This window comes from Blautia sp. MSJ-9 (assembly GCF_018919065.1).
Taxonomy (GTDB): Bacteria; Bacillota; Clostridia; order Lachnospirales; family Lachnospiraceae; genus Blautia_A.
The window spans coordinates 17,127-42,305 of record NZ_JAHLQG010000031.1; the positions used below are offsets into that span (position 1 = coordinate 17,127).

General features: G+C 41.0%; 18 protein-coding genes, 1 pseudogene and 1 riboswitch. Of the genes and pseudogenes, 3 read left to right on the forward strand and 16 right to left on the reverse strand.

The genetic code is table 11. The features are described from left to right. Nucleotides 1-105: 105 nt before the first annotated feature. From KQI87_RS07990 to KQI87_RS08005, 4 genes are all read right to left on the reverse strand, one after another. Entirely contained in the window at nucleotides 106-1,305 is a 1,200-nt protein-coding gene (locus KQI87_RS07990) for a bifunctional 3,4-dihydroxy-2-butanone-4-phosphate synthase/GTP cyclohydrolase II (protein ID WP_008704014.1), read from the reverse strand. 146 nt (nucleotides 1,306-1,451) lie between these two features. After that, nucleotides 1,452-2,099, reverse strand: coding sequence for a riboflavin synthase (ribE, locus tag KQI87_RS07995; protein WP_008704016.1), 648 nt, complete (start codon nucleotides 2,097-2,099; stop codon nucleotides 1,452-1,454). After that, on the reverse strand, nucleotides 2,080-3,189 hold the full coding sequence (gene ribD / locus KQI87_RS08000; RefSeq protein WP_216459776.1) for a bifunctional diaminohydroxyphosphoribosylaminopyrimidine deaminase/5-amino-6-(5-phosphoribosylamino)uracil reductase RibD: 1,110 nt from the start codon (nucleotides 3,187-3,189) through the stop codon (nucleotides 2,080-2,082). Before ribD ends, ribE begins: the two co-directional genes overlap by 20 nt. A 256-nt stretch (nucleotides 3,190-3,445) precedes the next feature. Next, nucleotides 3,446-3,560, reverse strand: a riboswitch (FMN riboswitch). 85 nt (nucleotides 3,561-3,645) lie between these two features. Further along, nucleotides 3,646-5,136: an AAA family ATPase gene (locus tag KQI87_RS08005; protein WP_216459668.1), complete on the reverse strand. Its 1,491-nt coding sequence runs from the start codon at nucleotides 5,134-5,136 to the stop codon at nucleotides 3,646-3,648. Between the two features lie 410 nt (nucleotides 5,137-5,546). Here KQI87_RS08005 and trpS point away from each other — a divergent pair, with 410 nt between their 5' ends. Next, nucleotides 5,547-6,608 (forward strand): tryptophan--tRNA ligase, encoded by a 1,062-nt coding sequence (gene trpS, locus KQI87_RS08010; protein ID WP_216459669.1) that lies wholly within the window; start codon nucleotides 5,547-5,549, stop codon nucleotides 6,606-6,608. Between the two features lie 119 nt (nucleotides 6,609-6,727). On the opposite strand, the gene KQI87_RS08015 is transcribed toward trpS, so the two are convergent. The 8 genes from KQI87_RS08015 to KQI87_RS08050 form a co-directional block, all read right to left on the reverse strand. Then, nucleotides 6,728-9,058 (reverse strand): GGDEF domain-containing protein, encoded by a 2,331-nt coding sequence (locus KQI87_RS08015; RefSeq protein ID WP_216459670.1) that lies wholly within the window; start codon nucleotides 9,056-9,058, stop codon nucleotides 6,728-6,730. A 142-nt stretch (nucleotides 9,059-9,200) separates the two neighbouring features. Continuing rightward, nucleotides 9,201-10,574 carry an MATE family efflux transporter gene (locus KQI87_RS08020; protein ID WP_216459777.1) on the reverse strand — a complete coding sequence of 458 codons (1,374 nt, stop codon included), beginning with the start codon at nucleotides 10,572-10,574 and terminating at the stop codon, nucleotides 9,201-9,203. A gap of 384 nt (nucleotides 10,575-10,958) precedes the next feature. Continuing rightward, nucleotides 10,959-13,115, reverse strand: a complete 2,157-nt coding sequence (gene gnpA, locus KQI87_RS08025; protein WP_216459671.1) for a 1,3-beta-galactosyl-N-acetylhexosamine phosphorylase — start codon at nucleotides 13,113-13,115, stop codon at nucleotides 10,959-10,961. 82 nt (nucleotides 13,116-13,197) lie between these two features. Continuing rightward, nucleotides 13,198-14,571, reverse strand: coding sequence for a polyhydroxyalkanoate depolymerase (locus KQI87_RS08030; protein ID WP_216459672.1), 1,374 nt, complete (start codon nucleotides 14,569-14,571; stop codon nucleotides 13,198-13,200). Further along, complete coding sequence (locus KQI87_RS08035; protein WP_216459673.1) at nucleotides 14,531-14,980, reverse strand: hypothetical protein; 450 nt, start codon at nucleotides 14,978-14,980, stop codon at nucleotides 14,531-14,533. Before KQI87_RS08035 ends, KQI87_RS08030 begins: the two co-directional genes overlap by 41 nt. 96 nt (nucleotides 14,981-15,076) lie before the next feature. Then, nucleotides 15,077-15,805, reverse strand: coding sequence for a carbohydrate ABC transporter permease (locus KQI87_RS08040; protein WP_253292429.1), 729 nt, complete (start codon nucleotides 15,803-15,805; stop codon nucleotides 15,077-15,079). 73 nt (nucleotides 15,806-15,878) lie between these two features. Further along, the gene (locus tag KQI87_RS08045) at nucleotides 15,879-16,775 is read right to left on the reverse strand and encodes a carbohydrate ABC transporter permease (protein WP_216459675.1); all 897 of its coding nucleotides are present in this window, start codon (nucleotides 16,773-16,775) and stop codon (nucleotides 15,879-15,881) included. A 172-nt stretch (nucleotides 16,776-16,947) separates the two neighbouring features. Continuing rightward, nucleotides 16,948-18,231, reverse strand: a complete 1,284-nt coding sequence (locus KQI87_RS08050) for an ABC transporter substrate-binding protein (RefSeq protein WP_216459676.1) — start codon at nucleotides 18,229-18,231, stop codon at nucleotides 16,948-16,950. 410 nt (nucleotides 18,232-18,641) lie between these two features. Between KQI87_RS08050 and KQI87_RS08055 the strand changes: the two genes are divergently transcribed. Continuing rightward, a complete protein-coding gene (locus KQI87_RS08055; RefSeq protein ID WP_216459677.1) occupies nucleotides 18,642-19,481 on the forward strand; it encodes an AraC family transcriptional regulator in 840 nt (279 codons plus the stop codon). A 3-nt stretch (nucleotides 19,482-19,484) separates the two neighbouring features. After that, nucleotides 19,485-20,792, forward strand: a complete 1,308-nt coding sequence (gene fliB / locus KQI87_RS08060; protein WP_216459678.1) for a flagellin lysine-N-methylase — start codon at nucleotides 19,485-19,487, stop codon at nucleotides 20,790-20,792. Nucleotides 20,793-20,844: 52 nt separating this feature from the next. Here the strand turns inward: fliB and KQI87_RS08065 are convergent, their stop codons facing one another. From KQI87_RS08065 to KQI87_RS08080, 4 genes and pseudogenes are all read right to left on the reverse strand, one after another. Next, nucleotides 20,845-21,408, reverse strand: a complete 564-nt coding sequence (locus KQI87_RS08065) for an HD domain-containing protein (RefSeq protein ID WP_216459679.1) — start codon at nucleotides 21,406-21,408, stop codon at nucleotides 20,845-20,847. Nucleotides 21,409-21,580: 172 nt separating this feature from the next. Further along, the gene (locus tag KQI87_RS08070) at nucleotides 21,581-22,771 is read right to left on the reverse strand and encodes a phosphopentomutase (RefSeq protein ID WP_216459680.1); all 1,191 of its coding nucleotides are present in this window, start codon (nucleotides 22,769-22,771) and stop codon (nucleotides 21,581-21,583) included. A gap of 219 nt (nucleotides 22,772-22,990) precedes the next feature. After that, the gene (locus tag KQI87_RS08075) at nucleotides 22,991-24,262 is read right to left on the reverse strand and encodes a GntP family permease (RefSeq protein WP_216459681.1); all 1,272 of its coding nucleotides are present in this window, start codon (nucleotides 24,260-24,262) and stop codon (nucleotides 22,991-22,993) included. A gap of 89 nt (nucleotides 24,263-24,351) precedes the next feature. After that, nucleotides 24,352-24,957, reverse strand: a pseudogene (locus tag KQI87_RS08080) (nucleotide-binding domain containing protein); the annotation flags it as partial. Nucleotides 24,958-25,179 lie beyond the last annotated feature (222 nt).

Genomic DNA, 25,179 nt, shown 5'->3' on the forward strand with positions numbered 1-25,179 from the left:
TCCTTTCATCTGTAAATTTATATTTTTTAACCTGTACAGGTTTTTATATACGGTAAATTTTATTTTCGGGAACGTTATCGTTATATATGAAAATCCCCGCTGTATTTAATACTTCAGAATATGTCCCATTCGTAATTGTTTTGTCTTAAGATAACGCAGATCATACGCTGTGGCATTCATCTGTATCGGAACTCTCTGTTTGATCCTGATGCCAAATTCTTCCAACTGATAAACTTTATCCGGGTTATTTGTCAGCAGCCTCAGCTCTTTTACCCCAAGATTTCTCAGAATCTGCGCACCAATGTAGTATTCTCTTTCGTCTCCGGCAAATCCAAGTGCCAGATTCGCTTCGAGTGTATCCATTCCCTGTTCCTGAAGTTCATAGGCACGAAGTTTATTGATCAGTCCGATTCCTCTTCCTTCCTGTCTCATATAAAGGAGTATCCCTCTGCCTTCTTCCTCAATCTGGGCCATCGCCGCTGCAAACTGCTGTCCGCAGTCACAACGCTGTGATCCAAAAACGTCTCCTGTCAGGCACTCTGAATGCACACGGCACAGAACGTTTTCTCCATCTCCGATTTCACCTTTTACCAGTGCTACATGATGTTCCCCATTCAGGCGGTTTACAAATCCATACGCCATAAACTCTCCGTATCTGGTCGGCATTTTTGTGGTCGTCACGCGATCCACCAGAATATCATGGCATTTACGGTAATTCTGAATATCTTTAATTGTTATGAATTTAAGATTCCACTTTCCGGCAAGTTCCCGTAACTCAGAAGTCCGCATCATAGTGCCGTCTTCTCTCATAATTTCACAGCACAGCCCGCACTGTTTTAACCCTGCAAGTCTGCACAGGTCTACAGTTGCCTCTGTATGTCCGTTTCTTTCCAGAACACCGTTCTTCTTCGCCAGAAGTGGAAACATATGTCCGGGGCGTCTGAAATCTTCGGGTTTTGCATTCTCATCCACACATTTCATGGCAGTAACAGAACGTTCTGCCGCAGAGATTCCTGTAGTGGTGCTGATATGGTCTACGGAAACAGTAAAAGCAGTTTCGTGATTATCTGAATTTTCTGCTACCATCTGCGGGAACTGCAGTTTTCTTACATATTCCTCAGACATTGGCATACAGATAAGTCCTTTTCCGTGAGTTGCCATAAAGTTAATATTTTCTGTTGTGGCAAACTCTGCTGCACAGATAAAATCTCCTTCATTCTCTCTGTCCGGATCATCCGTTACCAGAATAATTTTTCCATTCCGAAGTTCTTCCAGAGCTTCTTCTACTGAATCAAATCCGTTCATTTTTTCTCTCCTTATACAATATATTTTTCTGTTGTTAAGAGGGCAAAATCATTCGTATTGGCTGCTTATCTGGTTCGTGTTAGGCAGATAAAACATCCACTGTACAGTTCTGCATCAATCGAATAACCGCTTTGTGGTTAATTCTGTCAAAAGCCATACTTATTCAGAAAATCCCGTGTAATATTACTTTTTATCGGCTGTTCTTTCACAGGCGTTATTAATTTTTCCACGTATTTTCCAATTATGTCTGTCTCCAGATTGACGATATCTCCTTCTTTGCGTTCTCCGAGGACTGTAATCTTTACTGTATGAGGAATTGCAGAAATGGAAAAGTCTGTTTCTGAGACTTTTGCCACTGTAAGACTGATTCCATCAACTGTTACAGAACCTTTTGTCACAATATATTTCATAATTTGTGGTGAAGCCTGAATGGTGTACCAGACAGCATTATCATCTCTGCGAATTTCCGTGATTTTTCCTGTTCCATCCACATGCCCGGCAACAATGTGTCCTCCAAATCTTCCATTTGCAGGCATTGCCCTTTCCAGATTTACATGCTGTCCCAAAGAAAGCTGAATCAGCGCAGAACGATTCAATGTCTCATGCATCACATCTGCTGTAAAACCATCTTCCAGACATGCAGTTACAGTGAGACAGATTCCATTTACAGCTACACTGTCCCCTGTTTTCAGATCATCCAGAATTTTCTCTGCCCGTATCGTAAATACTGCTGAATTTGCTCCTTTTTTTATTTTTTTCACAGTTCCCAGTTCTTCAACAATTCCCGTGAACATTACTCTTCACCTCACTCTCTATAAGAAAATCATCTCCTATTCTGATTATTTCGCTGTTTTTTAATAATATTGCGCTGGCAGGATCAGGAAATCCTTTTCCTTCTATCGGTGTCTTTGCACTTTCTCCCCCAAAAAGTTTGGGTGCTATATAGGTCTGGACTTTCTGAACAATACCGCTTTCGAGTGCTGACCAGTTTAAAGTGCCTCCTCCTTCCAGTAAGATACTGTCTATCTTTGCAGCTCCCAGAAGTTCCATTAGTCTGTTTAAATCTATGTGTCCATTTTTCTCCGGAACATACAGAACCTGGCATCCCAGTTCTTCATAATTCTTTATCTTCTGCTGATCTTTACTGCTACTTGCAATGATTGTAGGAATTGTCGCTGCTGTTCTTATAATCTTAGATGTCAGTGGTGTTCTCAGATGGGAATCACAGATAATACGCACAGGATTTCTGCTGTTTTCCAGTCTGCAGGTGAGCATCGGATTATCTGCCAGCACAGTTCCCACCCCAACCATAATTCCTGTATATTTCAGTCGCTGTTTCTGTACATGAATTCTGGCAGCTTCTCCTGTCACCCATTTGGATTCTCCTGTATAAGCGGCAATTTTTCCATCCATAGTCATTGCATATTTCATGACCACATACGGTTTTTTATTTTGGATGTAATAAAAGAATGCTTCATTCAATTTATCACACTCTTCTTTTAAAATATTTTCTGTTACTTCAATTCCATGATCCTTCAAAATCCGGATTCCTTTTCCTGCAACCAGTGGATTAGGATCTGATGATCCGATGATCACGCGTCTGATTCCGGCCTCCAGGATTGCATTCACGCACGGAGGCTGTTTTCCATAATGGCAGCAGGGTTCTAAAGTAACATATATAGATGCTCCTTCGGGTTCTTCCGTACATGCTGCCAGAGCTTCTCTCTCCGCATGAAGTTCACCGTATTTTCTGTGATATCCCTGACCAATGATCCTTCCGTTTTTAACGATCACAGCACCTACCATCGGATTAGGTGCTGTAAAACCCATTCCTTTTTGCGCCAGTTCCAAAGCCATTTTCATGTACTGCCTGTCCTGTTCCATATCCGTTATATTTTTCAATCCATCATCTCCTGCTCTTTTATAACAATTCCATAAAAATTCCATAAAATAAAGCCCCGGTGTTTTTTCAACATCCAGGGCTCGGTAATTAATATTTGATATGAATTATCTTCCGATGAATCTGACTCTTTATTTCATCACTGAAATCACTTTAATTGATATAAAAAAGCTCTGGAATAAATTAATTATTCCAGAGCAGTCAGCTTTCACAGATCAGTTAATTCTTCTGTATCTCTACTGTTATCTTCTTTCATCCAGACTGTACTGTCGGCTTCGGAATCGCACCGAATCATGCCTTATGGCTCGTGGGCTTTACCACCGGTAGGGAATTGCACCCTGCCCTGAAGATCTTATTTTATTTTTATCAGCAATTTTTGCGATTTATCTTGCTGATGTCTGACAGTATACTCTCAACTTTTATCTCTGTCAAGATTTTTTTCAGGAAAGTAATCTTCTTACCATATCTGCATTAAATGTCACACCTGTCAGGTGATCTACTTCAATCTGGTACAGGGCATTGGCTGCGATATGCTCTGCTGCCTGTTCCAGATCACGAATACCGCTTGTATTTTTATGCAATTCAACGATGGCATTCAGACCCTCTTCTGTTACTACGCATTCTTCTGCCTTGAGGCTCATGCGTTTCAGAACTTTCGGAAGAACATATTTGGAGAAGATGATCTTCTTCTCTTCTGATGTATAATCCGGGATATCGATCACTGCAAAACGGGACATAAGAGGTGCGCTGATCTGGGATTTATCGTTTGCCGTAGCAATGGGATAAACGCCCACTGTGGGCACCATACATTCCATATAGTTATCTGTAAATCCAAGGTTGTCAAGCAGAGTAAGAAGTACGTCTGCAGGGTTTCCGTTGCCCTTACCTGACGCTGCTTTATCAAGCTCGTTGATAATAAATACAAGGTTGGATTCTCCTGCTGCTGAGAAAGCTTCCATGATGATTCCGGGCTTTGCGTTTGCATAGATTCTGGAACTTCCTGTAAGCTGTTCCGGATCATTGATGGAACTCATGTCCAGAGTTGTCCAAGGCAGTTTCAGGATACGGGCAACTGCGTATGCAATCTGGGATTTACCTGTACCTGCAGGGCCCACAAGGAGAAGTCCGTATGCAGGAAGTGTATGGGTACGGTTGATCTGGATGATTGTTTCAATGATACGCTGCTTTACAGATTCCATTCCGTAGAGTTCCTCATCAAGGATCCTGCGGGCTTCCTGAGGATCGATTGCTTCAAAGTAATTGCTCTTCCACTGTACATTCATCATGATGGAAAGTGCTCTCTGAGCATGACGTCTCTCCTCCGGAGATACTTCGTGTGAACGGGCAACTGCAAGGTTTCTTCTCGCCCAGAGACGGATATTATCCGGCAGGGTTCTGCCTGCGCAGGTCATAAAATCAGTGATGCTCTGAATGCTTGTCAGCTTCATCTCGTCCCCTGTTTCTTCCTCATCTTCATCCTCAACAATCTCTGCAGGTGCACTGCTTGCAAGAAGTCTCTCGATCATAAACTGAAGAAATCCGTCCTCTGCGGAAAGTTTCGTGCCGCCGCCAAAAGCAGTCTCACGAATCTTATAAACTGCATAACCATTCTCTTTATTCTCTCCTGAAAGGCGCACATTGATATGATTCTCCCCAAGCCATTTCAGAAGACTTACAAATCTTGAATCAATACTGATGATATCTGCACTGAAAACGCCGTCATCCTCTTTAAACTCAAAGGATGTACGTTTGATCGGATTAGTAAAAATACCGCAGGAATGATGTTTCCACTGACGGCTGCTGTTATCCAGGATCATGATCGGTTTCTCAGGGGAAGTCTCCTTTTCATTAGACTGGAAAGTAGTGTAGGTACATTCAGACTGTACACCTGGTTTCTTGTCTGAAGCACCGCTGAAATCAAATACTGGCATGGTAAATACTCCTTTTATTTTATCCTTAATCAGTGTGTAATTTTTAATGTACAACTCTTTATTATTCTAGCAGAATCTTTTCTTTTTATCAATTCTGTAAATGTATTTATTGCATAATTATTCAAAAAATTATATCGTTACTGTTCACTCCATTCTCAGTAACGTAGCCAAAATTCATTCCAGATTGCCTGCGGCAATGGAATTTTGGCTTGTATGTCTCGGGATTTTGGCATATTCATGCCAAAACACCTCGCGGGATAGTGGTGTGTGAACAGTAACAACAGTAACATTATATCCTCATTTATTCCGCCAAAATCATTGACGGTAACATCCGCAGGCTTTATAATAGGGATAACTGAGAATTTCCAGAAACTCTCTGGAAAATCGAAATTTACTTTTAGGAGAGCAAAATGAGCAAAATTATTTTAACCGGTGACCGCCCAACAGGCCGCCTTCATGTTGGACATTATGTTGGTTCATTATCCGAGCGTGTTCGTTTACAGAACTCCGGCTTATATGATGAAATTTATATTATGATCGCAGATGCACAGGCATTAACAGATAACGCTGAACACCCTGAGAAAGTTCGCCAGAACATCCTTCAGGTTGCCCTGGATTATCTTGCATGCGGCATTGATCCTGAGAAATCCACTATCTTTATCCAGTCCATGGTTCCGGAGCTTACAGAGCTTACTTTCTATTATATGAACCTTGTTACTGTAGCACGTGTACAGCGTAACCCTACAGTTAAATCCGAGATCCAGATGCGTAATTTCGAAGCAAGTATCCCTGTTGGATTCTTCTGTTATCCGATCAGCCAGGCTGCAGATATCACTGCATTCCGCGCTACTACTGTTCCGGTTGGAGAGGATCAGCTTCCAATGCTTGAACAGTGCAAAGAGATCGTACACAAATTCAATACAGTATACGGTGAGACTCTGACAGAGCCTGAGATCATTCTGCCATCCAATAAGGCATGCCTTCGTCTGCCAGGTATTGATGGAAAAGCAAAAATGAGCAAGTCTCTCGGAAACTGCATCTATCTTGCAGATGAGGAAGCGGACGTTAAAAAGAAAGTTATGTCCATGTTCACAGACCCGAATCATCTCCGTGTGGAAGATCCGGGACGCGTAGAAGGAAACCCTGTATTTATTTATCTGGATGCATTCTGCAAGCCGGAATATTTCGCAGAGTTCCTGCCTGAATATCAGAATCTGGATGAGCTGAAGGCACATTATACACGCGGCGGTCTGGGTGATGTTAAGGTTAAGAAATTCCTGAACAAAGTACTCCAGGCAGAGCTTTCTCCAATCCGTGAAAGACGTAAATACTGGGAGCAGCATCTGGATGATGTATATGAAATCCTCAAAGAAGGCAGCAAAGTCGCTGAAGCAAAAGCAGCTCAGACACTTCATGATGTGCGTTCTGCAATGCAGATTAACTACTTTGATGATAACAGCCTGATTAAATAATTTTCATAAACCACAAAGAATATAAAAACAGGTTCAGACAAAGAGTATGATCTCTCATCTGAACCTGTTTTTATTTTACTTTATTATCTATTAGCTAACTACAAGTTCCCATCCACTGCTTATTTCTTCACAGATTTTCTTCTTTTCTTTTTCTCTTCATAAAGAGCCTCATCTGCATCTTTTAACACATCTGAAATTATCAGATCACTGCCACAGCAGACAACATGATATCCTACCGACAATTCCACATAATATGGTTTGTCAGAATCACTGTTAAACTCATTGCTCTCTCTTCTCACCCGTTCCCGGATTCTCTGTCCGTCGTCTACATTTCCCGGAAGCATTGCGCAGAACTCATCACCACCAATCCTTCCTATAACTCCACTGTCTCCCACTGCAGACTTTAAGACTTCTGCACACTGCCGGATTGCGAAATCTCCCTCTATATGTCCAAAAGAATCATTGATTTCCTTCAGATGATCCAGATCAGCAAACAGAATCACCATCTCTTTTCCCGCATTCTCTCTGTTTATCTGTACCGCTTTCTCCATAAAACCTCTGCGATTCAGAGATCCTGTCAGTGCATCAGATTCAGAAAGAAAGTTCAGGACTTCGTTCTTTTCCCTGATCTCTCTGACCAGTGCTTCTAACTTCTGCTGCATTCTGCGCTGTTCTTTTGACATCTGATACATACGAAGCATATTTCCGATCTGCCTGCTGATCAGATAAAAAAGAGCCAGATTTGCAGGGTTAATCTCTGCAACCAGAATTCCATACTGCATCTCACCTGAAAACAGACAGAGAATAGTTGCCACATAATTCTGGTCTTCTTCCTTCCTGCACACAATTCTGCCATTGCCTGCATATATTGTAGAAACTTCAGGACGTTCATCCTCTTTATAGGAAATAATCTCCTCACCCATCTGGTATGCAGCCAGATACATTTTATCCAGACATTTCCAATCTTCGTCTCTGTAATGAGCAATCGGTTCCTTAAATATATAAAGATAAGAAGCCTTCGCATTCAGAGCATTAAGTTTCACAAGTGCACGTCTGTACATTTCCTGCTCATCATTCATATGACACAGCATATCTTTGGAAATCAGTGGTACAAACCAGCTCTCCTGCTGAAATGTGCTAAAATGTTCTTTTTCTCCTTTTATGATATACGCTGTGATTTTGTCATTCATCAGCCGTTTTCTCAGAAGTAGGTTCTGTACGATTTCCCTGTCTGCTTTTTCCTTCTGCAGTTCTTTCTGGATACATTCATCCACAAACTGGTCAAATACTTTCATCAGGGAATGACCGCTGAGCATCCCGCCAAGATCACTTACGAACAGTTTTTGGAGATTTTTTTTTATATTTTCTTCACTTTCAGGAATACGAAAATCCACTCTGAGGATAGCCCGCAGATATTCTCTGGTCTTCTCTTTTAGTCCCTTATCTGAATTATCCGGAAGAATTCCTTTTACCATACTGTCCAGATAATGTTCTGTGATATCCGTCCATCCCTCTTCCAGTCCGAGAATAGAGGTTTTCTCATAAACCTTTCTCTCCACACGGCATCCACAGGACTCTCGAATCTTTACTCCTGCCGGCACTACAATAGAATGACATTGCTTTCCTTTACAGAGTTCTACCGCACTGATCACTGCCATATATCCCATATCAAATGCATTCTGCAATACAGTTGTCAACGGAGGATTCATGGTCTCAGCCAGTTCCCAGTCATCAAAGCCGGTAATTGCAATATCCCTGCCGACGATCTTCCCTCTTCTGGCACATTCCTTGTATGCAGTCTCTGCCATGACATCATTCGCACAGATCATAGCTTCCATATCCGGGTATGCATCCAGCAGCTCATTCACCTGGTTCTGCACACAGGACGAATAATCTCCGTAAGCAATCCTGTCAGCCCCAAACTCAATTCCATATTTCTTCATTACATCATATACTGCCTGTCTTCGTTCTCTGGCATCTGTATTACCGTGAGGACCTGCCAGATAGGTAAAATTTCTGTATCCGTGATCTTTTACCAGATGTTCTGCGATTGCATACATTCCATTGTAATTATCCGCAATAATTGAAGTTGATGTTCCTGTTTTGTCTCTTTCTTCCAGAAGAACGCGAGGCTTATCTCTATATTTTTCCAGAAATACAGCACTCTCTTTCTCGTCAAGAAATATACAGAGCGATCCATAAGCAATGATCAGCGCATCCAAATCTGCAAACGCCTCATAATCGTATGCCGCATTAAACTGGTAATCATAATCGTCCTCTGCATCTTCTCCAAAATAGGATTTATAATAATAACTGCTGTGAATTCCAAGGAAAAACAGTACATTGACATCCATAGATTCTGCTGCATGGAAAATTCCCTGCATCAGATCCATCGTATGGGGAGAGTTTGCATTTCCTATCATTACACCAATCGTATATTTTTTATTCACGATTTCTGCTTCCTTTCGAAAAGCCTTTATTTTCGTTTTATTTTACAATAAATTCGGTTAGTCTTCAATATATTTTGGCTATTTCAACTTAAATTTCATATTGTATGGCAACAACGCCAAAACATCTTTAGGCCCTAAAACGTTATTCTGTCTGTTTGCCAGGCTCCGGCATCCATTTTCCTTTCCATGCATAGATCAGCATCAGCACCATTCCTACTGCCCAGGATACCGGATACAGTATATAAATAATATCAATGCTGCTAAAATGTGGAACTACGAACTGTATCCATGAAATACGGAACAGACACAGTGCCAGAAGCATTACTACCATTGGCGGTACGGTCTTGCCTGTTCCTCGGATAGTCCCGGCAAGAGAATGCATAATTCCAAGCAGAAAATAAAATGGGCAGAAATATTTCATTGCCTGAGCACCATAATAGATTACCTCTTTGTCACCGCTGAAAATTCCAATGATCGGTCTCGAGAAAGTCAGTAGAAGGATTCCTGTTACTATAGTATAAAGAACACTCATTGCAAGTGTCACACGCAGGCCTTTCTTAATCCTGTCTGTCTTTCCTGCTCCGTAGTTTTGTCCTGTAAAGGTTGTCGCTGCCATACTGAAACTCATTACCGGCAAAATATTAAATCCATCTACTTTCAGATATGCACCGAAACCTGCCATTGCACTGGCACCAAAACCATTGACACCGGATTGTACCAGAACATTTGAAAAAGAGATCACTGTATTCTGGATTGCGGTCGGCAGACCTACCTGAATGATCCGCCCTGCCATTGTCTTGTCAATGGACAGCTTCTTCGGATTTACACGGTAAATATCCGGAACTCTTACAAGGAACCATAATGCAAAGATACCGGAGAGTACCTGGCTGATATCTGTTGCGATCGCAGCACCCTCGACTCCCATATGCATTCCACCGATCAGCCACAGATCCAGAAAAATATTGGAAAAAGAAGCTACAGCCAGATACATCAGGGAACGTCTGGAATTGCCTACTGCATTCAGAATTCCTGCTGCCATATTGTAGATAACATTAAACACAAGTCCATAGGAATAAATTCTCAAATATAATACGGACTGATCCATAACCTCTTCCGGGGTTTTCATCCATCTGAGGATTGCAGGTGAAAATATGATTCCTGCAATAGTAAGAACAATTCCAAGGATAAAGGCAAGCATCAATGCGGTATGTACGGCGCGCTGAACGCCTCTTTCATCTCCAGCTCCGTAGAACTGTGATACGATAACACCTGCTCCCGCAGATGCCCCCATACTGAATGCAATCAGCAGGCAGATCAGCGATGTACTGGAACCGACTGCCGCCAGCGCATTGCTTCCTACGAAATTTCCTACAATAATTGAGTCCACTGTATTGTACATCTGCTGAAGCAGATTTCCCAGTATCAGTGGTATTGAAAACAGAAGGATCTGCTTCCAGATGGTTCCTTCTGTCATGGTTTTAACCGGTCTGGAACCTGTTTTCACTTTTCCTTCCATTCTCCGACCTTTTTCATTTGCTGACACTGTTATTTCCCCCCTCATCCATTTTTCGTATACATATTTATTATAAAATAAATATCCCAAAAATCAAGACAACTCTATCTGCAACAAGTTTTCAATCATAAGTATAAACAGATTGTTTTTGTATATCAAATACTTATAAGTAATGAATAACTATAGTTTTCAGGAATAATGATATAATTTGTCTGCCATATTTATATCTAAGAAGAAATAAATATAGTAATTTCCAGCAAAAAACAGAATCATCCTGAAGCATTACATCTGCTCAGCTCATATGATGATTCTGTTCTTATTTATGTTTTATATTCTCTTATGCATCTATTTGGACGGACTTGTAAATAAATGTCCGTCTGTACGATTTCAAATCTGATACCATTTAATCTCATTTGCCTCCAGATGTAACTGGAAACTGCTTCCATCGCCTCTGTAAACGACTGTATCCTGTGGTTCGTAGGTGTTGTTGACTACACAGTATTTGCCATTTTTTACATAGGCATGTACTTCTACATTGTAGTTGGTGGAATACCAACAATGGAGTTCTTCTTCTGCGGATGCTGACCAAAGAACTGCTCGATAAAGTACACGGCTGTTCTTAAAACTGTATGGAAGACCACTGATATAGACACCTCTTCCTTTGCCAAAGGTCTTTACTGCCATCTGTACTTCCTGGTCTTTCTGAATCAGGATTTCTGTTTCAGGTAAGGCGTAAATATTCTTCTTACCTTCACCGAAATCAACCTCACCTTCTGCATCTTTAAGGATAAAATGATTTCTATGTTCTTCCCAGTTATATTTGTCTGTATTCAGATTAAATCCGTGTTCTTCTTCTACCCCAAGTACATCATCTAACTGAATAAACCTGCCCTGCCATTGATGTGATGCAGGTTCTCCGACGCCGATAAAGCCGCCGCCATTGTAGACAAATTCTCTGACTGCTGTGATGATCGTCTCGTCAATCCAGTTCTCGCCACCGGACTGTGCTGTGTCTGCATCTCCTACGTTGATCACTACGTCAAATTTCTTCAGCAGATCTTTGTCTGCTTTAATATCGTCAAAGCTGATGAAAGATACATCAAACGGTGCGCCACTCAGTGCTTCGATAATTCCGAAATATGAATAATTCTGCTTATAATAGATGGCATGGTGTACCATATGGTTACCCCAGGAACGCATTTTTCCCCAGCAGTTCAGAACTGCTACACGTTTCACGCAATACGGAGTAGTTCCCTGAATATTATCATATAAAGTACGGAATTCCTCACAGACCTCTTTGATATACTGTACAAAATCCGGGAATTCCAGTGCCAATTTCAAATATCCACCATATCCGATTCTCTGGATTGGACTTCGAAGGATTGCTCTTCTGGCCGTTACCCAGTTTACTTTTGCCTCTTTTACAGGATCACCGCCCTCATGGAAAGTATCCGGGAAAAAGTATGGCAGGAATCTTCCTTCTGTATATTTTACATTCTTAATATCACTGAATAAACGCAGGGTTGCACCATTTCCAACACTTCCAACTACTGCATCCAGCCCGATCGATGCGAACTCATCCATAAATGGTTCCATCCCGATCCAATGGTCACCCATGAACATCATAGCTTCTTTTCCATATTCATGTACAATATCTACCATCTCTTTGGCAAGCTTCGCTACTTCACATCTCTGGAATGCCTGAAAGTCCTTAAATTCTTTTGACGGGATTCTGTAAGTGTTATTCATGTAGCCCTGATCAATGATATATTCCGGTCTGAAAGGATAACCTGCTTCCTGTTCAAACTGTTCCAGAATATATGGGCTGACTGATGCTGAATAGCCAAACCAGTCTACGTATTTCTCTCTTGCCAGTTCATCAAATATAAGGGTAAACTGATGGAAAAAAGTAGTAAATCTTACAACATTTACATACTCATGTGTATCCAGAAATCGGCGCAGACGTTCCAGGGAATGTGCTCTTGTTTTTGGCTGCCGCACATCGAAAGTAATCTGCGGTTCCACATCTTTCCAGTCGTTCACTACTGCATTATACATATGTACTGGATCCCACATAATATATGCCAGGAAACTTACCGTATACTCATGAAACAGTTCCGCTGATCTAATCACTACATTACCATTTGCTTCCTCATATGTCCACTGATCTGTTGGTACTATTTCACCAGTAGTACGATCTATCACTTCCCACCATCTATAAATATCATCTCTTGTATTTACCGCAAGCATATCCGGGTAAAGGTGATCCATCAGATGAATTTCCAACACATCAGCCGTCGCTGTATGGAAGGATGTCATAATGTACATCTGCTGGATTTCTTCCGGATGTGCTTTTGCCCAGGCATTATCTTTGCGGGTAGTATAGTAGGTTGCATAGATCTTGGCACCTGTATCTTTCAGTTCCTGCGGAAACTCTGTGCCATCACAGTCACGAATGGCATCTGCTCCCCATTCTTCTATCATTTCCAATGTCTGTGGCACCACATCTAAGTCAGTTGGTATAGTTACACGGCCTTTTCCCATTTTCTTTTGCCTCCTTTATTTTGTTCTGCTTTCAGTCAGATAGGATCATTTATTTCATAATCTGTCTGATTTAAGAGGATTGCTATAATTCCACAATTGTATTATTTTTCAGTATTATTTCACCATCACTCATATTTTTTCGCAGAAGCGGAACTCCTTTTCTGATATAAAACTGATTTTCCGCCACATATGCATCCGGATTTCCGGAAGGGCTCAGAATTCCGCCCAAATCATCATAGCTTACATTCTTTCGAAAGATATTATGAATTGACTCTTCCAGACAAAACATGACACAGCCACCCTCGTTTTGTCTGCTGTAATTATATTCATATATGGTTCCATCCCCGGAATCTGCATCATATGCCATGCCGTCCTGATTCAGTCTTGTGTCCACAACTTCATTGAATCGAAACAGTGCATCTTTACATTTCCACGGCCAGATAGCTGCTGCTACTTTTCCCATTCTCTTTCCCGGATAACGGTAAAAACGATCATTCATTTCTGTTGCACAGGAATCTGAAGTGTTGTGTTCAACCAGTGGCCTGAGTGCATACATCGGTGTAATTGCATCCCCGCCTGCACCTTTTACATAGTTATTTCTTAGAACAATATTCTCATGTCCGTATTGCAAAAAACATTCTTCCTGAAGTTCTGCGCCTGTAAATCTGGCATGCTGATAAGTATAACCCACTGCAATTCCCCAGCGGCTGACGTCCCATACACAGCAGTTCTCCACCATTACTCCGTCATATCTGGCAATGCCTGTCTGTTTTTCATTCTGTGGTTTCAGGGCAGTCATATAAATTCCACCATTATTCATGTGTTTGTTATACACATTCCCATTTACGTCATGGATCATAAGATTTTGTAACGTAATCCCATGAAGTGTACCTGCATTCTGTGCAATAACAGCAACTCCAGTTCGATCCATTTTATCTGATGCACAATACTGTTCCACTGCACTATCTGCGGTTTCCTCCGAATCTTCCCCTGCAGACTTCTCCTGTTTTGTAATATTCTGACTCAGGTATTTTTCAACAACATCTCGGTTAACAATATCCTTATTACTGATTTCCAGATCATGGATCCAGATATATTCCGCATCATAAAGCAGAATTGCAGAGGATACATTTCCCTGATATACATGAACAGGAGAATCCAGTTGTATACCATAATTCTGATACCAGATTCCCGTTCCATTTGCACAAATATGTGGCAGTTCTCCTTCTCCATAAGATGCGATTTCTATCGGATCACCTATCTCTCCTTTTCCTCTGATATGCAGATACTGGTCTTCGAAAACGGACCCTCTTTCCAGAAGAACACGGTCTCCTGCACCAAGCTCACTCCCCCTGATCCGGTGTAGCGTTCTGAAAGGAGTCTCCTGTGTCAGACCATCGTTCTTGTCATTTCCATTAACTGAGCTGACATAATATGTTATGGATTTCCTTTTCATATTCTATCTCCCGCATTCTTTTTTTAATGATCCCAGATACTTCTTCATAAGTAAAACTGTCTCCGTTGTATCTTGTAAACAGATCTCTGTTCGCCTCATAAAACATTTGTTTTTCTTCTTCAAAAATCGTCTGATATGTATAATATTTTTTTACTTTTTCACATTCTGATACAAAATCCAGGTGAAATCTTGTCTGTTCATATCGGACATAAGCAGGCAGAGAAAGCTGTTCAGGGCCATAAACGATTTCACCTTTTTGCAGCATCTGTTCTCTTTTCCGGTTTTCTTTCTGCCGTCTGTCTTCCAATCCATTCAAAGTATCGTCTTCAATCAATCCCAGTTTTTTTGCAAAAATCAGCTCTGCTCTCAGCTGTTTCTGCTCTTTTTCATTCATGATCAATTCATACATAACCCATAAACTCCTCTTTATTTATCACTGTCCATCCCCATGCCCGGCATCTCACTTCTTAGGACGAAATATCGGCATTGCCGGAAACAGTAATCTTTATTTCACCGCACCTGTCAATCCGTTTGAGAAGCTCTTTTGCAGACAGAAGAAAATGACCGCGGTCGGCAGTGTACAAATCAGAACACCCAACATCAGCATTCCATAATCAACACTGTATCCACTCTTTAAGTTGGCAACTAGCATCGGCATTGTGATCGATGCATTATCCTGCAGGATAACTTTTGGCCACAGATAATTGTTCCATGCATTCATAAAAGTTACAGTCATTGCTGCGCCATAAGTAGATTTCATGATTGGCACATACATACGGAAAAAGATCGCTACTTCACTCATTCCTTCCAATCTGCTGGCTTCGATAATGTCTATCGGGAAGGATCTGGATGCCTGACGGAACAGCATGATCATAAACGGTGTGGAAACTGATGGCAGAACCAGTGCAATCCAGCTGTTTACTAGTCCCATGCTGGAGAACATCTTAAACAACGGGATCATCAATGCCACGAACGGCAGCATCATAGCCAGGAGCAGAATACTCATCAAAGTATCTTTTCCTTTGTCATGGTAAATCTCAAATCCGTATCCCGCAATAGAGCATACCAGCAGGGAAATAATTGTAATCAGAATCGCATTTCTGAATGAGTTAAACATGGCAAGTCCAAGGTTCTGATTGGCTACCAAAGTCTTGAAATTCTCCACCAGATATCCACCCGGGATCAGTCTTCCTCTTACAATATCAATACTCTTATTAGTCGCACCGGAGAGCATGTAATACAGCGGAAATACAGACAGTAAGCTTGCAATAATTAAGATTGCGTAGGATATGAAACGTTTGATTTTTCTAGTCACGGCTGTCACCTACTTTCATCTGGATTGCAGACAGGATTGCTACGGAAACAAGGATAAATACGGACAATGCTGCCGCATAATTAAACTTCGGTGTCTCCACAAAGGAGATGTTAAATATGTAATGTGCAAGGGTCATCGTTGATTTACCAGGACCTCCTGCAGTCAGGTTTACAGACTCATCAAACAACTGCAAAGTACCTGATGTGGACATGATCGCTGTCAAAAGAATCGTCGGTTTCAGTAATGGAATGGTAATTTTAAAGAACTGCTGAAATGCAGTTGCTCCGTCAATACGGCTGGCTTCATAGATGGACTGGTCAATGTTCTGCAGTCCCGCCAGATAAAATACCATATTATATCCGGTCCATCTCCACACAAGGGCAATGATAATTACAAACCGGGCTGCCCATGCATTCTGGAACCAGTCCACAGCTCCAATTCCCATCTTTGTAAGCACCATGTTTACAAATCCGTCCGGTGCAAACAGGGACTTAAAGATCATTGAATAAGATACCAGAGAAGTCGCACATGGGAGAAAGATCATGGTTCTGAATAATCCCTTAAAACGAAGTGTGGCATCATTCAGAAGCTGTGCCAGGATCAATGCCAGGATCAGCATGACCGGCACCTGAATAATAAAGTAAAATACGGTGTTAAATAAACATTGTTTAAATGTTCTGTCTTTTAGAATTCTGCTGTAATTGGCGATTCCCACCCAGGTCTGTGCTGCTCCCATTCCTTTTCTGAAGGAAAGCAGGATTGCCTGGAACATGGGATAAAAGCAGAATACAAAGATCAGCAATGATGCAGGGATCAGAAACGCCCAGCCGATCAGGTTGTGCTTTTTCTGAAGACTCATTTTCTTTTTTGTACCTGATGTATTTGCCATTGATGTCCTCCTGAAAAACAGGGCTGCCGCAAAATCTCCTTTTGAATTTTGCGACAGCCCGAGGTTACTTACTGTCAGTGAATATATATGGTATCAAAGTCATAAATCCTGTTCTGTCTATACAATAACTATCAAACGGATATCTTATATCTGAAATACCTGATATTATTTACTATCCTTCAATATTAAACTCTACAGTTTCCTGTGCTGTCTGGAGTTCTTCTGCTACGTCTGCGCCACTCTGTACAACGTTTGTAACTACGTCTGTCAGTGCGCTTCTGATATCGGAATAGTATGCGCCACAGTCAAATGCAGGAACTTTGCTTGCATAGTCTACAATGTCTGCATAAACTTTCTGTCCGCCGTAGAAGTCGGATGCTTCCTGATATACATCAGATTCTGCTGCCGGAAGGTAACTTGCGATCGCACCTGCGTTTACAAGAAGGTCATCATAAAGTTCTACGCTTCCACCAAATGTGGATTTGATGAAATCATAAGCAAGATCAGGGTTCTTGCAGTTGGAAGATACCGCCCAGCTTGCGCCGCCGCAGTTTGCATAGTTTGTAGCACCTTCTACATCGTCTAATGCAGGCATATCTACGATTGTCCATTTACCAGACTGATCTTCTGCTGCCTGTACGGATGACATGATCCAGCATCCATTAATAACGCCTGCTGCATCGCCATTGTTCATAGAAGCAATGTACTGATCCCAGTCAGTGTACTCTGTCATGTATCCTTCATTTACAAGCTGTGCATAAACTTCTACTGCCTGTTTCAGAACTTCATTATCAGCAATCTTTACTTCGCCATCTACGATCGGGGAAGCACCTGCTGACTGGAGCATTTCCAGTATAAGTTCTGATCCGCCAGATGTTGTCAACATTGGAGTATTTGTTTTCTCTTTTACAGTTTTTGCAAGTTCCATAAATTTGGACCATGTGATATCTTTGAAATCATCTGTTGTTAATCCGGCTTCTTCTACGATATCGGAGCGGATTGCCATGATGGTTGCACCATTGTCGAACGGTACGCCGTAATTCTTTCCATCTACTGTGGAATCTGCAAGTTTACCTGTAGAGAACTGAGAGAAATCAATTCCTGAATCTGTCAGATCTGTAAATACATCCGGAAAGCTTGTAACATCTTTATGATAGGAATAATCCTGCATTAAGAAGATGTCTGGAAGTGTGCTGTAATCGCCTGATGTCGCGGCTGTGATCAGTTTTGTCTCGATATCGCTGTATACATTCTCCTGAATATCCAGTTTGAAATCCGGATGATCTTCCTGATAAATCTTCTCTGCCTGCTGCATTGCATAAATGTTAAAATTCGGATCCCAGCACCATACGGTTAATGTCTGGTCATCATCAGCTGCTGCAGCCGGAACTGCTGCTACCATAGATCCTAACATTGCAGTTGCCAGTAAAACACTTAAAAATCCTTTTTTCTTCATATAACTCTTTTCCTCCTTAGATTATCGTTTGAAAATTTCCGTTGCTTTTAATCTGTTTATAGAATACTTTCTTTTGAAAATTATTTCAATTCGCTTTTTGCTTTGTTTTTTAGAAATCTTGCTGTCTCGCTATAATTATGTTATTATATAAAAAATGTTATCAATAAATTTTGTGTGCATTTATTTTTTAATCATAATGAACTATGATGATTTTATTTTTTATTATTTTTTATGCATTTATCCCAATATCCAGAGTATTTTACGAAGAAAGTATTTGGAATGCTTATTTATCTACCGCAAACAAAATTACTAAATTTCCATGTACATAAGTAGCACAATAAAAACTTATCTCTGCAGACTTTATCTGCTGAAAATTATTTTCCACCCATAACTCAAAGGAGGGGGATTCCATGAGTACACAATCACTCCGCTTCAGTCCCGAAGACAGAACGCCTCAGGAGGTCACACTTTTAAATGCATCCGCTTCCCGCTATGAAGGCGATTGGCCAAGTATTCCGCATTCTCATGCATTTACAGAACTGTTTTATGTGCGTGACGGGCAGGGCGAGTTTCTGATAGAGGATAATATCTTTCCAATCTCAAAGGATGACTTAATTATCGTTAATCCTCACATCAATCACACAGAGATTTCCAGGGGAAGTCCGCCTCTGAGTTACTTTACGGTGGGCGTAGATGGACTATGTTTTTCTTTTAATGACCACAAAGAATACCGCATTTTTAACTGCAGAGAGAAGAAAACGGATCTGCTGTTTTATTTTAATTCCATTTTTCAGGAACTGGATAAGCAGTCTGAAGGGTATGAACAGATCTGTAAACATATGCTGGATGTCCTGATCCTGCAGCTTCGACGAATTACGGATTCCCCCTTTGACTTAATCACAGCTCAACATCCGACCAAGGAATGCGCAGCTATTAAACGGTATCTGGATTCCAATTATGGAGAAAATATTACTCTGGATCATCTTTCGGCGCTCAGTCATCTGAATAAGTATTATCTGAGTCATGAATTTACGAAGTATTATGGAATCTCTCCTATTAATTATCTGAATCATAAACGGATTGAAGTGTGTAAAGAATTACTGGAAAATACAGATTACGGAATCTCAGATATTGCTCATCTGGCAGGTTTCTCTTCTCAGAGTTATCTGTCCCAGAGCTTTCGGAAATCCTGTGGGATGACTGCTGGAAATTACCGTAAACTTAAGAAAAAAAGAAAGGAAGCTATGTAAGCTATGCAATTTACAATTCCCAATTATTATAAGGAATTCTCCTGCATTGCAGGAGCCTGTCCGGATACCTGCTGCGCAGGGTGGCAAATTGTGATTGATGATAAAACATTAAAGAAATATCAGCATCTCAAAGGGCCGTTCCGCAATCGTCTGCACAATGATATTGACTGGAAGGAACATGTTTTCCGCCAGTATGACCATCGCTGTGCATTTCTGAATGAGGAGAATCTGTGTGATATTTATACAGAGGCGGGACCGAAAATGTTCTGTAAAACCTGCCGCAATTATCCGAGACATATTGAAGAATTTGAAGGTCTGCGGGAGATTTCCCTGTCCCTTTCCTGTCCGGAGGCTGCGAGGATCCTGTTGTCTCAGAAAGAGAAAGTACAGTTTGTTACCAGAGAAAAAGAGACCCGCGAAGAGGTTTATGATGACTTTGATTATCTTCTGTTTACCGCTCTGATGGATACCAGAGATATGCTTATAGATGTGATCCAGGACAGAAGTGTTCTTATGCAGAAACGTCTGTGGAAAGTGCTGGCAATCGCACATGATTTTCAGTTGTGCGTGGATAAAAATGAGCTGTTTCAATGGGAAGATATACGGAAGCGTCATGAAGATTCCGGATATAGAGATGCATTTTGCAGCAAAGTTTACTCCCGAATAAACCCAAATAGTTCAAAGAATGTTTCCAGTTCTCCTATAATAACAGACAGTGCAGAAGTCACTACAACAGATGATGCTGATAATCATATCACCGATAATGCAATTAATACTTCAAATATATCCAGCACTTCTGATAAATCTAACTTTATAGATACATCAAAAGAATTATATAAAGAAATGTGGAAAACTGTTATTCCGGAAATGGAGGTTCTTCGTCCAGGATGGCAGGAATACTTAAGGGATTGTCTGACTCCACTGTATAAAGAAGATGCAGCTCAGCAGTCTGACTCAGGAAATCTTTATTCGTATCAGAAAAGCGAATTTGATTATTATTATCCGGACTGGCAGATTCAGGAAGAACAGCTTCTGGTTTACTGGATCTATACTTATTTCTGCGGTGCAGTTTATGATGATGAGATCTTTGCCAAAATCAAAATGGCAGTTGTCTGTACTCTGTTTATCCACGATCTGAGCGTCGGCACTTATCTGAAAAATAACCGCGAATTTCATCTGGGTAACCAGATTCAGATCTGTTATCAGTTCTCCAGAGAGTTAGAGCATTCAGATCTTAATCTGAATAAATTTGAGGAACTGATGTCAGAAAATAAAATATTCTCTTTCGAAAATATACTAAAAATATGTTAAACAAAAAACTTGCTGCACAGTTGAAAATTTCTTCTGTACAGCAAGTTTTTAATTATTTATCCATGCCAGCTTTCTTTCGGGAATCTTCGCGCACCATATCGCGCAGACTCTTCATATATTCGCTGAAACTACATTCTTTGGTTCCATAGGTCATCTGAAGATCATATTCCAGTGGAATCCACGTAGAAAGATCTGCTTCGTTATGCTGGATCAGAGCTTCTAATTTGTCCAGAGCCTTGTATATCTTTGCTTCCAGGGTCTCCAGAGCTTCCATTTCAGCAAACAATTCTTTTAAATCTATTCTGTATGGTTCCGGGAGTGTATCCAGCAGTTCATCCATTACATGATTCTCATGGTCTGAATCTGCGGATGTTTTCTCAAATGCAGGGATGTCCCCTGTGATTGTTTCGCCCATATCATGGAACATACACATTTTAATTACTTTGTCTATATCTGCATCCGGGAACTCATCCTGCATAAAATAAGCCATCATAGTAAGCCGCCAGCTGTGTTCTGCCACACTTTCATGTCGCCCAGAAGATGTGTAAGAATGTCTGGTGTTGCACTTTAATCTCTCTGCTACTTTTAAAAAATCCAGAAATGCTCTGCTATCCATATGTATCCTCTCCCTGTTCACAATATATAATCATTACCTAAATCAGGCGGATAACCTAATCTGGTTTACCGCCTGATATCATACCTATTTTCCTGATCCAATTTCAAACGGATAAAGTCATCCGCTTCACGACTTACTCATAACCAAATAACTGCTCCGCAGTTTGATTTTGTTACACTAATTTATCCAGAATAGAATGTCCAATGGTTCCTTCCGGCATTTTTACCTGGAAGTTGTCTGCGATAGTTGCTCCGATGATTGCAAAGGTATTCTCTTCCTCTAACTGACCGCCCTCTGTCATCTTTGGTGACCAGGAGATAAATGGTACATATTCTCTGGTATGGTCTGTTCCTGTGTATGTCGGGTCATTACCATGGTCTGCTGTGATGATCAGAAGATCATCGGATGTCATCTCGTTCATCAGAACACCCAGGTTTTTGTCAAATTTCTCTATCTCCTGTCCGTATCCTTCTGGATTTCTGCGGTGTCCCCAGAGTGCGTCGAAATCTACCAGATTAGTAAAGCAAAGTCCGTGGAAATCTTTCTTACTGATTTCAATAGTCTGCTCCATTCCATGTACAGAACTATTGGAATGCAGTGCTTCTGTCACACCTTCGCCACAGAAAATATCGTTAATCTTTCCCACACTGATCACGTCGTAACCTGCATCTTTCAGAGCATTCATAGCTGTTAAACCTGTTGGCTTCAGTGCATAATCATGACGGTTGCTTGTACGCTTGAACTCGCCTTTCTTCTTACCGACATATGGTCTGGCAATAACACGGCCTACACGCCATTCATCTTTCATTGTGATCTCACGTGCGATCTCGCAGCAACGGTACAGATTCTGAAGGTCAAATGTCTCTTCATTTCCGCAAATCTGAAGGACTGAATCAGCAGATGTATAGACGATCATTGCACCTGTATTGATCTCTTCTTCGCCAAGTTCCTCGATGATCTCAGTACCGCTGGCACTCTTATTTCCAATTACACGTTTACCACAGCGTTTCTCAAGTTCCGCGATCAGTTCTGGCGGGAATCCTGTGTCTGTAAAGGTTTTAAATGGTTTCTCTGTCTTGATTCCCATCATTTCCCAATGTCCTGTCATAGTATCCTTACCATTACTGGCTTCGCTGACACGCATGAAACGTCCCATTGGATTCTCGACAGTCTCCATCTTTCCTCCCTGATGAAGATTTACCATTCCCAGTTTCTGCAGATTCGGAATATCCAGTGTTCCCATACGATCCAGGATATGTCCAAAAGTGTCTACCCCTACATCTCCGAATCTCTCTGAATCAGGCATTGCTCCAATCCCCAGAGAATCCAGCACGATCACAAATATTCTTTTATACTTCTCCATTTTACGATTTCCTTTCTGTTTATTATTTTCATTGAATAAGTAAGCCCCTGCTTTCATTGTCTGAGCAATAAACTACAAGCAGGGACTTTTGTCATAATTTCTTTAGTTGTATCATAACATAATTTTGGTGTTCCCGCTATCATAATCTCTGGATTTTTAGAATAAAATTTGTCATTACCAAAAAATCTGAAGAACCGTTTAGAGTCCTTCAGATTTCTGTTATAAAATAATTCCATATATAATTGTTGATGCCAATACAATGATAAATCCTTCCAGAATATCTATCGGCAGTAACTTAATTCTCTCATTGATCGGCATTCCCATTGCACCGGCTGATGCATGGAAAATAGAACCATGAGGCAGAGAGTCCAGTACAATAGTTCCTGCATGAAGCATTGCTGCCCCATACAGAGCCGGCATAATCTGTGTAATAGTTCCGGAAAATGTGGCAGATGCAATAGTTGCTCCTGCAGAAGAAGACGCAGTTGCTCCTGCCATTACAATACCAGAAATCGGTGCCAGAAGAAATGCCGGCAGATTCATTGCATTCAATACAGTTGTCATATCCACCTGAAATTGCGAAGTTTTAATAATTCCTGAAATGGTTCCTGTTCCAATCAGCAGGATAGCTACAGGCATCATTTTCCCCAGACCATATGAAATGTATTCGCCCAGATGCTTCATCTTTCTCATACAGGCAAGTCCAATGATCGCTCCTGCCGGAAGCGCTACCAGTGGATCAATAGTAATCCCACAGATCGGACGAAGCATCAGCAGAATCACTGCAATCAACGGTCCAACAATAGATGCCCATATAGACGGTAACCCCATTGGCTGTGTATTTACTTCCACTGACTGTGTTTTATCTGCAACATTTACTGATTTATTCTTTCCAGAAAGAATTTTACAAATAATAACTGTTCCTGCCAGACCCACAATTGCCGGAATAATATTTGCTGCCATCAACGCAGAAAGATCTACACCAAAAGTTTCTGCAGCCGCAATCGTATTTGGGTTTGGTGAAATTACCATTCCCGCTTTTTCTCCACCCATTAACGCTGCAAGAAGAATAAAATTGTTGCATCCAATTCTCTGTCCAATAACCATGGCGATCGGTGCTACTGTAATAACTGCAACATCACCAAATACACCAACTGCTGTCAGGATCATAGTTGCCAATGCCAAGGAAAATAATGCTCTTTTTTCTCCAAACAAGCGAATAATCTGATCTGCAATTTTAACTGCTGCTCCAGACTGAATCAGAATTCCTGCCAGCACACCTGAAGTTACAATTCTGAGAATTGCAGGCATAATTCCCTGTGCTCCTGTTACCATACATGTTACGGTTCCTTCTATTCCTGCTCCGCCGATCACACCGCCTACAAATGCTCCTGCGATCATACTGTAAGCAGGTTCTACTTTCTTAACGATCAAAAAGATTGCGACTGCCAGGCCGATCAGTGCTCCCAGAGTTGTAATCGTAATATCCATAACGTTTGTCACCCCTTGTCCTTTTTCTAATATTTTTTTCCTTTTTTTACGATTCTGCTCTTCTATGCTGTCAGTTTTCTTTGTTATATTTATTTATCAAGAAGTACTTCTACGGCTTCCCGCAAAGTTGTAATTTCTCCTACATTTCCTGGAAAGATTACATATGGGGTCATTGGGAATCTGCTTTCTTCACCTGTCTGCCATACCGGAATTCCCGGTCTGATCTGACCCAGAACATTCGCTTTCTTTACTGCCAGAGCCTTCGTTCCTACATCACTGGATGTGATTCCACCTTTTGCGATCACAAATGCCGGAGTTACTTTCAACCTTCCAACCAATGACTGAACTGCATCAGAAATCTTAACAGATAATCGCAGTTCATCTTCTTTATCTCCAGTATCAGCTGTGATCAGCACTCTTGTTGTATAGCAGCAGACTGTTTTTCCTGCTTTGATACATTCTTCTTCACGTTCCAGGCATCTGTTTACTTCTGTCTCGAATGCTTTCTCATCTCTTACCAGAGTTGCATTTAACTCAATAAATTCAATATCTGTTAATTTCTTCAGTTCTTCTACCTGACGGGTAGTTTTATCCGTATGAGAACCTACCACAATAATTCCACCATTATCTGTTTCTTTCGTAACCATCTGCTGTCTTGTAAGAAGTGGCTGGTCGGAAACACCGCCCATAACTTTTTTATCTTTCTCTCTTTTATCCATTTATGACTTCTGTTTTTTGTAAAATTTTCACAGACTACTCTTTTTTATCTGTTATTTTCTTAACTATTTGTTCAATATCTAAAAATATCACACAAAAGCACGGAAATTCTTTGTGTAATTCAGATTTTCTGCGGTTCTTTTTCTGTGATCTTGTTTTTTCTATTGACCGTTTTTTCAGATTGCGCTATGATATTTTTA

Bases quoted from the DNA above. Each gene is read 5' to 3' on its own strand.
- KQI87_RS07990 (WP_008704014.1), bottom strand. From the start codon at position 1,305: ATGAACGGATTTGATTCAGTAGAAGAAGCTCTGGAAGAACTTCGGAAT.
- ribE (WP_008704016.1), bottom strand. From the start codon at position 2,099: ATGTTCACGGGAATTGTTGAAGAACTGGGAACTGTGAAAAAAATAAAA.
- ribD (WP_216459776.1), bottom strand. From the start codon at position 3,189: ATGGAACAGGACAGGCAGTACATGAAAATGGCTTTGGAACTGGCGCAA.
- KQI87_RS08005 (WP_216459668.1), bottom strand. From the start codon at position 5,136: ATGCCAGTATTTGATTTCAGCGGTGCTTCAGACAAGAAACCAGGTGTA.
- trpS (WP_216459669.1), top strand. From the start codon at position 5,547: ATGAGCAAAATTATTTTAACCGGTGACCGCCCAACAGGCCGCCTTCAT.
- KQI87_RS08020 (WP_216459777.1), bottom strand. From the start codon at position 10,574: ATGGAAGGAAAAGTGAAAACAGGTTCCAGACCGGTTAAAACCATGACA.
- gnpA (WP_216459671.1), bottom strand. From the start codon at position 13,115: ATGGGAAAAGGCCGTGTAACTATACCAACTGACTTAGATGTGGTGCCA.
- KQI87_RS08030 (WP_216459672.1), bottom strand. From the start codon at position 14,571: ATGAAAAGGAAATCCATAACATATTATGTCAGCTCAGTTAATGGAAAT.
- KQI87_RS08035 (WP_216459673.1), bottom strand. From the start codon at position 14,980: ATGTATGAATTGATCATGAATGAAAAAGAGCAGAAACAGCTGAGAGCA.
- KQI87_RS08040 (WP_253292429.1), bottom strand. From the start codon at position 15,805: ATGCTCTCCGGTGCGACTAATAAGAGTATTGATATTGTAAGAGGAAGA.
- KQI87_RS08045 (WP_216459675.1), bottom strand. From the start codon at position 16,775: ATGGCAAATACATCAGGTACAAAAAAGAAAATGAGTCTTCAGAAAAAG.
- KQI87_RS08050 (WP_216459676.1), bottom strand. From the start codon at position 18,231: ATGAAGAAAAAAGGATTTTTAAGTGTTTTACTGGCAACTGCAATGTTA.
- KQI87_RS08055 (WP_216459677.1), top strand. From the start codon at position 18,642: ATGAGTACACAATCACTCCGCTTCAGTCCCGAAGACAGAACGCCTCAG.
- fliB (WP_216459678.1), top strand. From the start codon at position 19,485: ATGCAATTTACAATTCCCAATTATTATAAGGAATTCTCCTGCATTGCA.
- KQI87_RS08065 (WP_216459679.1), bottom strand. From the start codon at position 21,408: ATGGATAGCAGAGCATTTCTGGATTTTTTAAAAGTAGCAGAGAGATTA.
- KQI87_RS08070 (WP_216459680.1), bottom strand. From the start codon at position 22,771: ATGGAGAAGTATAAAAGAATATTTGTGATCGTGCTGGATTCTCTGGGG.
- KQI87_RS08075 (WP_216459681.1), bottom strand. From the start codon at position 24,262: ATGGATATTACGATTACAACTCTGGGAGCACTGATCGGCCTGGCAGTC.